Here is a 13,470-nt window from a genome sequence, read left to right as displayed (position 1 = left end):
CTTTCATAGTTCATTTAGGTACAGGGTAAATTTCATTTTGGTACACCACTTAGGTTAATTTGGGACGTAGCCTTCCTAAAAAAGATTACGTCCCCATATATATTAAAATTTTAATTTTTCTTCGAAGTATGTTTTCAGATCTTCGATTTTTACTCTTTCCTGCTGCATTGTGTCTCTGTCACGGACGGTAACTGCCCCATCTTCTTCTGAATCGAAGTCGTATGTTACGCAGAATGGGGTTCCGATTTCATCCTGACGGCGGTAACGTTTTCCGATGTTTCCTCTATCATCAAATTCACAGTTATATGTCTTTGATAATTCTGCAAATACTTTTTCCGCCCCTTCATTCAATTTCTTGGATAACGGAAGTACTCCAATCTTTACCGGAGCGAGTGCAGGGTGGAAATGAAGAACTGTACGCATGTCTCCGCCTTCCAGCTCTTCTTCGTCGTATGCACTGCAAAGGAATGCAAGTACCATACGGTCAGCTCCGAGTGATGGTTCGATTACGTATGGAATGTATTTTTCTTTTTTCTCATCATCGAAATAAGACATATCCTGTTTGGAAACTTCCTGATGCTGTGTCAGGTCATAATCTGTTCTGTCAGCGATCCCCCACAGTTCTCCCCATCCAAATGGGAATAAGAATTCTACATCTGTTGTAGCCTTGCTGTAGAAAGAAAGTTCTTCTTTATCGTGGTCACGGTATCTTACTTCTTCATCAGTAAGGCCGAGTGAATGCAGCCAGTCAAGGCAGAACTGTTTCCAGTATGCAAACCATTCTAAGTCTGTGCCCGGTTCGCAGAAGAATTCTAGTTCCATCTGCTCAAATTCTCTTGTACGGAATGTGAAGTTACCCGGTGTGATCTCATTTCTGAAAGACTTACCAATCTGGCCAATACCAAACGGTATTTTCTTTCTGGATGTTCTCTGGACATTTTTAAAGTTTACAAAAATACCCTGTGCCGTCTCTGGTCTTAAATAAACAGTATTCTTAGCGTCTTCAGTAACCCCCTGGAATGTCTTGAACATCAGGTTGAACTGACGGATATCTGTAAAGTTGTGTTTTCCACAGGATGGGCATAAAATATTGTGTTCCTCTATAAATGCTGACATCTGCTCCTGAGACCATGCATCGACTGCGCCTTCAATAGCGATGCCATTTTCTGCACAATAATCCTCGATCAGCTTATCTGCACGGAAACGTTCATGGCATTCACGGCAGTCCATAAGCGGGTCTGAAAATCCACCAAGGTGCCCGGAAGCCACCCATGTCTGCGGGTTCATCAGGATTGCACAGTCAACCCCCACATTATATGGAGATTCCTGAATAAACTTCTGCCACCATGCTCTTTTTACGTTATTCTTCAACTCTACGCCAAGGTTACCGTAATCCCATGTATTGGCAAGCCCACCGTAAATCTCGGAACCCGGGTAAACAAATCCTCTTGTTTTAGCAAGAGCTACAATCTTATCCATCGTTTTTTCTACCATAATACTGCTCCTCACATTCTTTTTCATCTCGATTGCTAACTATTATAAGGTCTATTTCCTTTTTTTTCAAGCCATTTATTACAATCCATGATTCTCCCATTACGCTTGTGACACAACACGGAGATTTCCATTCAATTTACCATATGGTATCATAACCATCAGGCATGGCTGTTACTGTCACTTCGGTATACTGGCAGCGTTTATATTAGTGTCTCCAGTATTTCCAGAGATTTAAACTTTTTATCCACATACACATCCCGGTACCTGTCCATGACTTTAGCCAGCTGCTCCAGAACTTCCTCTTTCACATTAAAGGTATACAGTTTCTCTATTTTGCTTGTTTCAATGTATTGCATACTATATAACGTAGAACCATCCAGACGCATCCCATCGATCACATCGTGGCCGCATTCCGAACAAACTATCCCCCCTTTATTCACACTGAAAACCGCAGGCCGGTCTTTATCCCCGCACACCACGCACTGGAATACCTGAGGACCTTCTCCGTTAATACAGTAAGCCCTCAGTTCAAATATGTAACGGATCAGCCGGTTCGGAATATGGGGATTCGAGAGGGCCCTGAGCGTCTGGTATAAGAGTTTCAGCATTTCCCGTTCATCATTGAATTCTTTTGTATAGTAATTCGCAAATTCAAGAAAATAAAACCCATAGTAAGCCCCAATCATATCATTTCTTAGTTCCGAAAAATAATTTGTAATATTGGCGGACTGTATCGTATGTGATGTCCGCCCTTCATACATGGTGAATTCACCGAACGTAAAGGGATTTACCGCCCCCACCAAAGGACTGTTCGGACGTCTCGAGCCCTTAGCGAACGCGGCTATTTTCCCCTGTTCTTTTGTCAATATGACGACTCTTCTGTCATACTCTCCAACCGGAGCTGTAGACAGTACCATTCCTGTCAGTACAATCTGATTCACGGTTCCCTACCTCATTGTTTCTTTCCTTATTAAGTCCAGATGTACCGCTTTTCTGCTCCATCCTGTAACTTAAATAATCTTCCACCTTTCCAGTGGATGTAAACTGCTGCCAGTATTCCTTCTCCATCAGATCACCTCTTCTTCAGTCATATCTGCCCGCGCGGCATGTATTACGATGTGCGCTTTGGGTATAATATTAGGTTCTCCGATTCAGACAGCAGTATACCTCGTAAAATATACCAGTACTATTTTGTCAAAATGCCTTGACAATCACCGGGCAAAACGATTCATTAATTTTCTTCTTCCCGGTATCCGAAATTCTTCATCAGGAAATCGCTGTCACGCCAGTTTTTCTGTACCTTAACCCACAACTTCAGGTTCACCTTGCAGTCCAGCAGGCGTTCGATCTCAAACCGCGCCGTACTGCCAATTTTCTTCAACATGCTTCCCTGCTTCCCAATAATAATCCCTTTGTGGGAATCTCGCTCGCAGATAATCGTTGCGTCTATATGCATCACCTTTTTCTGCATCTTCATACTGTCGATCGCAACCGCAATCCCATGCGGAATTTCTTCCTGCAGACTGTGCAGTGCTTTTTCCCGTATCAGTTCCGCTACAATCTGGCGTTCCGGCTGGTCCGTAATTGTATCTTCGTCATAAAATTGTGGCCCATAAGGAAGATACTGCATAATCACCTTGACCAGTTCATCCGTGTTATCCCCATTCCTCGCAGAAACCGGGACAATCTCTGCAAAATCATATTCCTTACGGTAGACATCAATATAGCCCAGAACTTCTTCCTTCTTTACCATATCAATTTTGTTGATAACGAGAATAACCGGCGTTTTCACATTCTTTAGTTTCTCAATAATATGCTGTTCCCCTGCGCCGATAAAATCCGACGGCTCCACCAGCCACAGTACAACATCCACTTCATTTAAAGTCTTCTCTGCTACATTCACCATATATTCACCAAGCTTATTCTTCGCCTTGTGAATTCCCGGTGTATCCACAAAAACAACCTGCCCCTCATCCGTTGTCAGCACCGTCTGTATACGGTTCCTCGTTGTCTGGGGCTTATTCGATGTGATAGCGATCTTCTGCCCGATCAGCTGGTTCATCAACGTAGATTTCCCCACATTCGGCCGTCCGATCAAAGTAACAAAACCCGACTTAAAATTATCCTTCATTCGTTCTCCTCTCATTTAGGTACACCACTTAACTCAATTTGGGACGTAGTAAAACTGAAAAAGATTACGTCCCTAAAAAAGGGTTTTTACTTCTTTGAATAGTGTTTTCTGTTCCTCTATTTTTTCTTCTCCGCCGATTACGCAGAGCTGCCCAGCCTCGAGCACTGCTGCCACGACATCGGCCAGTCTGCGTATATCTTCCTGCTGTGCCCCTAAGATTTCCATCCGTTCTTTTTTGATCATTTCTTCAGTGACATGGTTCATATACAGGCTCATCGAGCGGTCTCCCTTTGCGGAAGGGTTCATCGGGCGGTCGATATTGCTGATTGTACCGATCACGTACTTTGTCATATCCCGCTCATCCACAGTGAAGTTCTTCAGGTAATCTACGATTCCTTCGTAAACTTCAATTGTTTTCTCGAGGTTCGGATCACGGTAGGATATAAAGTACCCTTCCCCGAGTCTGTTGAAGCTGCTCATGCAGCCGTATGCGCCGCCTTTGACGCGGATATTCTGCCACAGGTAGTCGTAACTTAGGATTACCTTCAGTATCTGAAGTGCACCGTTGTACTCGGCGCCGTGGTCGATGAAGTTTCCGACTCTGGCCACATACTGTACTTTGGAAGAGGTCTTGAAGCCTTCATTTCTTTTATGGCAGTGGATGATGCATGGTGTCTCTTCACCCACAGGTTCCTCATGCAGGCTCTTTGTAAGTTCCCGGATCCCCTCATATGCAGGCTCAAGCCCATCTTCGGAAGCGGTATAACTTACCATCATGTTGTCTGCCCTAAAGAGCTTTGCAGCCAGTTCCTTCAGGTTAGCAATCAGTTCGCCCTTCTTCTCCTCAAAGTGTTCCTCAATCTCCTTTACGGCCTCGTAATATCCGATTCCGTCCACATCATCCTTGAACTTTGCCAGCGGAGAGTCATAGGAAAGTGCACGCAGTGCGGCAGTTGTATGTCCGGATGACAGAAAACTCATCTGCAGTCTGGACTTCAGCATGGACAGGATCTCTTTCAGACGCTTCTCATCGTCCAGCCTGGACTCCATCAGAATCTCGCGCATCATTTTGAAAAGGACATCCATTTTCGGATACAGTGCTTTTCCTTTAATCTCAAATGTGGCACGGAAGTCTTTTTCTTTGACCTTTGTCACATCCGCATATAACTCAAGGGAAGTCCCGATTCCACCGGTATGCACATTGATCTCATTAAACAGTTCCCCGTACTCATAGTTCGTCGTATCAATCAGGCCGAGCACTGCCTGCAGCAGTCCTGCATAGGCAAGCTTTTCCTCCGGCACACAGGATAAATCGAACATCAGCGTCAAATAACCGATTCCGTTCGTATCGACATCATGATAGACCATCTTCGTCCCGTCCACATCTTTTTCTTCATTATAAATAGGGGCAGTCTCTTTCGAAATATCTTCCCTGCGAAGGACCGGGATCTTCTCCATATCTTCCTTCGAATCTTCCTCTTCCTGATACTCAATCAGTGCCTTCGTATCCCGGACAAGCTTTTTCACTTCCTCATCATTTAAACCCGCCTTATAGTTCTGGAGTTTGTCATCCAGTTCCTTATCCAGTCGCGCGGTTCTTCCTTTTTCCGGCTTCACGATCACGACAGAAGCGTGCGTATTATCCAGCAGGTACTTCTGAATCAGTTCTTCAAAATAACCGGTCCCCACCTGTGCTTTCAGAAATTCAAACGTCGGAATCGCCTGCATATGGATAAATGGCTTATCCTCTGCATACAGCCAGCTGTCAAAGAGCTGAAGTCCATACATCAGTCCCTTCGGATAGCTGCCGAAATCGGCCTCACGGAAACGGAATTCATGATAATTGATTCCTGCCTCCAGTGCCTTCTTGTCAATACCGTTCTCCACCAGATTCTTCAGCGTATTCTCAATCACAACCAGAAAATCTTCCTTCTGCTCCAGGTTAGCATTTTTTGCAATCACAGAAAAAATAGGCTGCAAAATCCCGTTGTCATAGGATCCCATGATGTCTTTTCCAATCCCCGCATCCACAAGTGCCTTCTTAAGCGGTGCGCCCGGGGCAGACAGAAGCGCATAATCCAGAATCTGGAACGCAAGGTACAGCTTCTCATCCAGACTTGTCCCGATCACCTTATTGTAAGAAAGATAGGTATTGTCCTCCTCCGGCTCCTCACTGGAGATCGAATATTCCATCTCAATTTCCTTCACAGCGTCAAATGGTTCCTGATAACGGATCTCGGAATCCACTTCGATTTTATCAAACTTACTCAGATATTCACGGTCCAGCCACTTAAGCTTTTCCTCCATATCCATGTCACCGTACAGATAGATATAACTGTTGGAAGGATGGTAATATTTCCTGTGGAAATCAAGGAACTGCTCATAGGTCAGTTCCGGAATCACATCCGGGTCCCCGCCTGATTCATTCGCATAAGAAGTATCTGGAAACAGGGAATTCAGAACCATGCGGTCCAGCACACCCTCGGGTGAGGAAAACGCCCCCTTCATCTCATTGTAAACAACTCCATTGTACCCGAGCTTGTCCTCTTCACTGTCCAGCTTATAGCTCCAGCCCTCCTGACGGAAAATCTCCTCATGCTCATAGATATTCGGATAAAGAACCGCATCCATATACACATGCATCAGGTTCTGGAAATCCTTGTCATTGCAGCTTGCAATCGGGTAAATCGTCTTGTCCGGGTAAGTCATCGCATTTAAAAATGTATTCAGCGACCCTTTCACAAGCTCCACAAACGGATCTTTCACAGGGAAATCCCTTGAACCACATAAAACAGAGTGTTCCATAATATGCGGAACACCCGTACTGTCAGACGGCGGAGTCCTAAAACCGATCGCAAATACTTTATTGTCATCGTCATTCTCCATCAGGAGAATCCTCGCCCCGCTCTTTTTATGTTTAAAAAGATAGCCTTTCGATTTTAAATCAGATAAGTTTTCCTGCTGTATCAATTCATATGCATTCAAATCCAAAATACTCATATTACACCTCACTTTTTATTCGATGCTCCTATTATAGCATCTTCCCAAACACAATAAAAGGGGTCTGCATATGTCAAATATTTTCTCCATGCAGAAAAAATGCGAAAAAAACAGCCTGTGGAGCAGACATTCTGCCCCCAGGCCATTATTAAAAAACGGAATATTCTATTTCCTTCCCCTGTATTTTTTCAGATTCTCATACAGAAGTCTCACAATCAGATTGATAAACAGCAGAAGCATACACATCGCTGCCGCCGGAGCGGTCTGTCCCGCACCCTCCATGCTTACGATGACAACGGATGCGATCGGTGCCGCCGGTGAGAACAGAAAGACCACTGCGGATACGGTCACAAGTGAGTTCACGAAGAAGTATACCCACATCTCGCAGATTGCGGGCATGCATAAAGGTAAGGTAACACGCCCCAGTGTCTTATAAAACGGAACCGCTAATGATTCCGAGACGGTTTCGAACTCTTTGTCCAGTCCCTTCAGCGCCGTTGTTGCCGTGGAGAATGGAACGGAGTAAAAATGGATCATATTGGCAAGCACAATAATCCAGATGGTCCCGTATATGCCGTGGAACGGATTCTGCAGCATATACCCATCAAGGAACGGGATCTGAAAGTACGGTGCATTAAAAAACATAATAAAACTCAATCCCACCACGGTACCCGGAATTGCAAGCGGAGTGATCGACAACAGGTAGGCCGCCCTCCTGCCCGTCTTGAATTTCTGGTTCTTCTCGATCACATAGGCGCCAATAAATGTGATGCATGTTCCAAGGAATGCCGAGATCAGCGATATCAGAATAGAGTTCTTAAAAGCTGTGAAACCATTCCCGGATGATACCTTGCTTAAATCATAGTTTGAAAGTGTAAATGTCAGGTTATAAGGCCACAGCTTTATCACGGAGGCAAACAGTGCCACGGCGAAAAACAGCATCATGGCAACCGTCACCAGAAGGCAGAATAAGGTGGCCGCTGTATCCGAAGTGCGGTGCGGCTTGATCTGGTACGGCACGGATTTGGCGCTGATTGCGGCGCTCTGCTTCTGGCTGGTGATCCGGTCTACCGCAAAGGACAGGACGGCTGGGAATAACAGGATGATTCCGACCACGGCCCCCATGTTGAAATTCTGCTGCCCGACGACCTGCTTATACACATCCGTCGCCAGAACATTATAATTGCCCCCGACAACCGACGGGGCCCCGAAATCGGTAAAGCTGTATGTAAATGCCACGAAAATCGCGCTGATCAGACCATATTTTACATTCGGGATCGTAATGGTAAACATTTTTCTTATGGCTGAGGTCCCCATCGTATCCGCCGCCTCATACAACCGGTTATCCGCCGCCGAAAACGCCACCATCAGGATCGTGGTCGCCACCGGGAAGCAGTAGATACTCTCCGCGATGATAATGCCCACTTTCCCGTAAAGTGGAATCTGAAGTCCCAGGCCTGTCAGGATTCCCTTATTTCCAAACAGATAGATCAGTGCGATACCCAGCAGCATTGTTGGTGCAAAGATCGGTATCATGCCGATATATCTGAAAAACCCCTTCCAGGGTACATTTTTTCTGGAAAGCGCATAGGAATAAAAGAAAGCCAGTGTCACGGATATTATAGTAGAAACGATTGCTATAAAAAAAGTATGTGAAATGGAATAAACCATTGACTTGCTCTGAAAATATTTTATAAACTGGTCAAGTCCGACAAATGCCCCGTCTTTATTCTGGAATGCCTTCATAAAGAGGGTGCACAGAGGAAATACCAGAAACAAAACGAGAAATAAAACAACGCAGCAGATCAGGATTCCCCTGACAATGTCTTCCTTCGTCCCCCCTCTTATTTTTGCTTTTATACGTTCCATGTCCTGTTAATCTCCTTCCCCATCATGCTGATTCAAAACACAGCAGTTCTTCTTTCGGCAAATTCACGTACACATTCTCCCCCACCCTGAATTTCATCTCTTTTGCCGTCTGGAAAGGAACATCCACATACAGAACCATATCTCCGTAAAGAACATGGCTCACCTGAACAGAAACACGGTCATAAAAACCTCTGAATTCGATATCCGTGATCCTGCCGCGGAGCACATTGTCAGACGGGTTTCTTGTGATTTCTATTTTTTCAGGACGTATTGCAACACGCTCATAATTTCCAAGGTCATATACTTTGCTTTTTTCTTTATCAATAAAATTAATAGAACCGATAAAATCCGCCACAAACGGATTCTCCGGGTGTTCATAGATTTCTTCCGGCGTTCCTTCCTGCATCACGACCGCCTTATTCATCACGACAATTCTGTCCGCCATAGTCAGTGCCTCATCCTGGTCATGTGTTACCATGATCGTCGTCAGGTTCAATTCTTTCTGTATATTGCATATTTCTTTCCGCAGGGAGATACGCACCTTCGCATCCAGCGCGGACAGTGGTTCATCCAGAAGGAGAAAATCAGGTTCCGTCGCAAGCGCCCTGGCCAGTGCGACCCTCTGCTGCTCCCCGCCGGACATCTGGGACGGAAGCCGGTCCTTTGCACTCGTCAACTTGATCATTTCAAACAGCCGGTCTACGCGCTCCTGGATATCCTTGCTCTTCATCTTCTTATTACGCAGTCCGTATGCCACATTTTCAAACGCAGAAAGATTCGGGAAAAGGGCGTATGACTGGAACATAATACCGAAATTCCTTCTGGAAGGAGGAAGGTTCGTCACATCTCTGTCATTGATATAGATCTTACCTTCACTCGGCCTGTCCAGACCGGCAATCAATCGCAGAAGCGTTGATTTGCCGCAGCCTGACGGGCCAAGCAGGCAGACAAATTCGCCTGCCTGGATCTGTAAGTCTACGTTATTCAATGCTACGTTCTTATCAAATACCTTTGAAACGCCGCTAATTTTTAAACTTACACTCATAGTCCTGCCTCTAACCTTCTTCCTGAGCACTCTTAGAATCGTATTTCTCCGTCCATGTTTCAAGTACTGATTCCCTGTCCTTTGCAGCCTTGTTAAAGTCCATGTCCGGAATCAGCTGGTCAATCGGATTCTGGGAATATCCTTCCGGAATATTGTCACCAACACCTGTTGCCACGATCGGATAGTTTGTCGCATATTTTTTCATTACATTCTCTGAAATCGCCCAGTCAAGAAACTTCTTAGAAATCTCTTTTTCCTGATCTTTCTTAATCAGAGCGTTCGCTTCCATGTCCCATCCGGAACCTTCCTTAGGGAATACAGCCTCACAGATGTCACTTCCTACTTCTTCGGCTGACTGGATACAGCGGTATCCGAAGGAAATACCAATTCCGTATTCCCCTGCTGCCGCAGATTTTGCCGGCTGGGAACCGGAGTGCATATAGACTGCAACATTTTCATGCAGCTTGTCCAGATAATCCCATCCCTCTTCATCGCCGTATAAGTTCAGGATACCATTTACAGTCAGCAGCCCCGTCCCTGAGGATGCAGGGTTGGACATTACGATCAGGCCTTTATACTTCGGATCCAGCAGGTCTTCATAAGATTGGGGAACGGTATCAATCCCCTTGGACTTCAGTACTTCCTTATTTACAAGGAATGCTGTCTCCCATGCATCAATCCCGACCCAGGTCGGAACCTCCGCATCATCCTTGAATTCTGGCAGAATCTTATCAACGCCCTCGGGTGAATATCCCTCCAGCATATCATCCTGACCGAGCACGAGCAGGCTTGTTGCTGATAATCCCCATACTACATCCGCTACTGGATTGTCTTTTTCTGCAAGGAGCTTTGATGTAATAATACCTGTAGATTCCCTCGTAACATTTACAGTCACATCCGGGTTCTGCTCCTTGAACTCAGTCAGGTAATCCGCAACCTGCTCATCTTCCAGAGCCGTATAAACATTAAGTACATTCTCGTCCGCTGCCTGGGCAGTATCTTCTGTCCCTGTCCCGCTGGCATCAGCTTTCGTCACACATCCCGTCAGTACACTTACGGATAACATGGCTGCAAGAGCCAATACAATCATTTTCTTCATAACTACCTCCAAATAACTTTTTTAAGATTACAAACGAAGTATAGCGTCCAAATGTTGAATCTTCATCGGCTTTTTGTATAAATTATGTAAAATGATGTAAATTGTGGTTTTTTATGACAGGAAAAGGATCTCGCTGCTCTTATGGGCAGGAAAACCGCCAAGTTCTGTCCTTGTCTTTTCATAGCTGCCGTGGAAATCACTGCCGCCCGTCATGATGAGCTGATAGGTCCGGCAGTATTCCTCTACTCTTATCCTGTCATTTTTCCTGTGGGACGGATGGTTTAATTCGATTCCGTCAAGGCCGGCTTCTGTCAGGCGGTGAATGGAACTGTAATTGTTCTGCTGGCCGGGATGAGCCAGCACTGCACTTCCTTTATCTGCCTTAATCGCCTGTATGACATCTTCTGCCGCCGGGTAGGTGATATCAAAATCACAGGGGCCGTTGTTTTTAAAGATGTTGTGATATACCTCCCCAAACATCGTCTCTTCCTGCCCCGTTTTTACAAGGTAATCCAGTATGTGCTGCTTGTAAATGCCAGTCCTTCCCATCCTGGCCGCCTCTTCCTCAGGAACATGGTAGCCGAGTGTGTTCAGTATTTCTATCTGTTTCAGGCAGTTTTCTGTCCTCTTCTTTAACGTCTCACGACCAATCGCCTCGATCTGGCGGTTGGTCTGATAACCATATCCTAAGATATGGACTTTCTTCTTTTTCTTATAATCATAGGCAGACATTTCTACTCCCGGGATTGCCCTGATCCCGTATTTTTCTGCCAGTTTTAGATGTTCTCCTGCACAGTCCGTGGTATCATGGTCCGTGAAGGCCAGATGTGTGATTCCTTTATCAAGGGCAAGCTTCAGGATTTCTTCTGCGTTCATACTGCAGTCGGACACATCTGTGTGTATATGTAAATCTGCTGCATACATTATGATGCCTCTCCTTCCTGAAAACTTCCTTTTGAAATATTGTAAACATGGTCACACAGCCCTTCCATGAACTCCAGATCATGGAATATACCGATCATGGATGTCCCCTCTTTTTTTAGTTTCATCAGCAGCTCCTTTACGAGCAGCTTTGTGTCATTGTCAAGGGAGGCCGTCGGCTCATCCAGCAGCAGCAGCCGGGGCGCTTTTACCATTGCATGTGCCAGGTTCAGGCGAAGTTTTTCTCCTCCGGAAAATGTATTCGGGTAGATGTCCCACAAGGTCTCACTCAGTTTAAAATACCGGAGCATCTCTTCCGCTTTTTCTACGGATTCCTTATAAGAAAAACCGGCATCCAGTGCACCGTTAATCACATGTTCCCTCGCTGTCGTTCTCGGCAGGATCGTCAGAAACTGGGAAACATACCCAAGCTCCACCTTCCTTAAGTGAATGATTTTTCTTTCATCCGCCCTGACCAGATCCAGCTTCCCGTAAGACAAAGAGTCATATACCACTTTCCCCGTGGTCGCGAGGTATGTGCGGTATATGCAGCGCAGGACCGTTGATTTTCCTGCCCCCGACGTCCCCACAATTCCGATAAACCCGCCCTTATTCAAAGTAAAGGTAATATCACTGCAGCTCTTGATTTCCCGATCCTGTTCATATAAATAAAATTGTTTCGACAATCCCTGTATTTCCAGTATCTTTTCCATCTCTCCTCCTAATCCGTCGCGCGGTAATGACATTCTGCCACACATTCACCATTGACAAACACAAACTCCGGGACCGGCCTTTTTCCCGAGGCATCCACTACGAGCAGGTCCGCCTTTTTCCCGGTCTCAACAGAGCCCAGCATTCGGTCCAGCCCAACCGCCTTCGCGGGATTTATCGTCACATACCGGACCGCCTCCCACAGGGGGATGCCCTGCTCCTGATACAGATAAAAGACGGACTGGAGCAGGGCCTGCGGGTAATAATCAGAAACAAGAATGCCCGCCGCATTCTCCCGGATGGCATCCATTGCAGATAAATTACCCGAGTGTGATCCCCCCAGCAAAATATTTGGCGCCCCCAGAACGGTCATGAATCCTTCTTTTGAAGCAGCCTTTGCCACCTCTAAGGTGATCGGGAACTCACTGATTTTTATCCCAAGCTCCTTGTTCAATTCCAGCTTTTCTATTGTATCATCATCATGACTGGCTATGGAAATGCCCCTTTTCCCAGCCGTTTCTGCCAGTACTTTCAACTCATCCAGAGTAACAGTATTCTTATTTTTTTCCCGTTCTACCAGCTTTTCAAAATCTTCATCCGAAATCTTTTTTCCTTCCCCCGGCTGGTGTTTTCTGTATACATCCAGATTTTTATACTGCCCCTGTCCCGGAGAATGATCCATGAAGGAAAGCAGGTCGACGAAACCGTCCTCCAGCATTTTTTTGACATCCTCATAGCAGTCCAGATTGTCTATCTCGTAGCGCAGATGATACCTGTGGCGGATCAGTCTCTTCTTGTGCCTGTACCCGCTGATTAGTTCTGCCAGCCTTTTCACCTGCGGCGCTTTCCGGATTTCCTTTACATCCCAGGACCCGTCGCGGAACATGGAAATGGAATGGAACATCGTCGTAATTCCGCAGACGGCCAGCACCCGTTCCGCCTCACCAAGCCCCATTTCAAAATCCATGACCGCGGTGCTCCTCGGCTGGATATAGGCTTCAATCATGTCGGAATGAATGTCGATAATCCCGGGCATGATATATCCCCCTTTTGCATCATATACGGATATGTCCCCTGTCATATCCATACTTCCCGCTCTTTGTATTCCACTGATCAGGCCATCCTCAAGAATGATGTCACAGCCGTCCAGAAGCTGTTCCTTTAGGATGATCCTGCCATTTGTAATGATTTTTTTCATTT

At 45.8% G+C, this 13,470-nt stretch carries 10 protein-coding genes; all 10 read right to left on the bottom strand.

Translation table 11 applies throughout. The features are described 5' to 3' along the window. Positions 1–102: 102 nt before the first annotated feature. The 10 genes from ABIN22_RS00225 to ABIN22_RS00180 all read right to left on the bottom strand — a co-directional run bounded on the left by ABIN22_RS00225 (position 103) and on the right by ABIN22_RS00180 (position 13,468). Positions 103–1,494 (bottom strand): glycine--tRNA ligase, encoded by a 1,392-nt coding sequence (locus ABIN22_RS00225; RefSeq protein ID WP_118620547.1) that lies wholly within the window; start codon positions 1,492–1,494, stop codon positions 103–105. Between the two features lie 200 nt (positions 1,495–1,694). Next, complete coding sequence (gene recO, locus ABIN22_RS00220; RefSeq protein WP_118620546.1) at positions 1,695–2,411, bottom strand: DNA repair protein RecO; 717 nt, start codon at positions 2,409–2,411, stop codon at positions 1,695–1,697. A 314-nt stretch (positions 2,412–2,725) separates the two neighbouring features. Then, complete coding sequence (gene era / locus ABIN22_RS00215) at positions 2,726–3,625, bottom strand: GTPase Era (protein ID WP_346906028.1); 900 nt, start codon at positions 3,623–3,625, stop codon at positions 2,726–2,728. 72 nt (positions 3,626–3,697) lie between these two features. After that, the gene (locus ABIN22_RS00210; protein WP_346906027.1) at positions 3,698–6,625 is read right to left on the bottom strand and encodes an insulinase family protein; all 2,928 of its coding nucleotides are present in this window, start codon (positions 6,623–6,625) and stop codon (positions 3,698–3,700) included. 165 nt (positions 6,626–6,790) lie between these two features. Further along, positions 6,791–8,494 carry a putative 2-aminoethylphosphonate ABC transporter permease subunit gene (locus ABIN22_RS00205; protein WP_346906026.1) on the bottom strand — a complete coding sequence of 568 codons (1,704 nt, stop codon included), beginning with the start codon at positions 8,492–8,494 and terminating at the stop codon, positions 6,791–6,793. Positions 8,495–8,516: 22 nt separating this feature from the next. Further along, a complete protein-coding gene (locus ABIN22_RS00200) occupies positions 8,517–9,539 on the bottom strand; it encodes an ABC transporter ATP-binding protein (protein ID WP_109731102.1) in 1,023 nt (340 codons plus the stop codon). A gap of 10 nt (positions 9,540–9,549) precedes the next feature. After that, positions 9,550–10,638 carry a putative 2-aminoethylphosphonate ABC transporter substrate-binding protein gene (locus ABIN22_RS00195; RefSeq protein ID WP_118620542.1) on the bottom strand — a complete coding sequence of 363 codons (1,089 nt, stop codon included), beginning with the start codon at positions 10,636–10,638 and terminating at the stop codon, positions 9,550–9,552. Positions 10,639–10,749: 111 nt separating this feature from the next. Beyond that, positions 10,750–11,562, bottom strand: a complete 813-nt coding sequence (locus tag ABIN22_RS00190) for a PHP domain-containing protein (protein ID WP_118620541.1) — start codon at positions 11,560–11,562, stop codon at positions 10,750–10,752. Beyond that, complete coding sequence (locus ABIN22_RS00185; protein WP_118620540.1) at positions 11,562–12,272, bottom strand: phosphonate C-P lyase system protein PhnL; 711 nt, start codon at positions 12,270–12,272, stop codon at positions 11,562–11,564. The genes ABIN22_RS00190 and ABIN22_RS00185 overlap by 1 nt, the downstream gene beginning before the upstream one ends. Before the next feature lie 8 nt (positions 12,273–12,280). Beyond that, entirely contained in the window at positions 12,281–13,468 is a 1,188-nt protein-coding gene (locus ABIN22_RS00180) for an alpha-D-ribose 1-methylphosphonate 5-triphosphate diphosphatase (protein ID WP_346906025.1), read from the bottom strand. Positions 13,469–13,470: the final 2 nt, after the last annotated feature.

The organism is Faecalicatena orotica (genome assembly GCF_905197545.1).
In the GTDB taxonomy this organism is placed as follows: domain Bacteria; phylum Bacillota; class Clostridia; order Lachnospirales; family Lachnospiraceae; genus Faecalicatena_A; species Faecalicatena_A orotica.
Note: the sequence above shows the minus strand (reverse complement) of the source record. Positions and strands in the feature narration are given on the sequence as shown.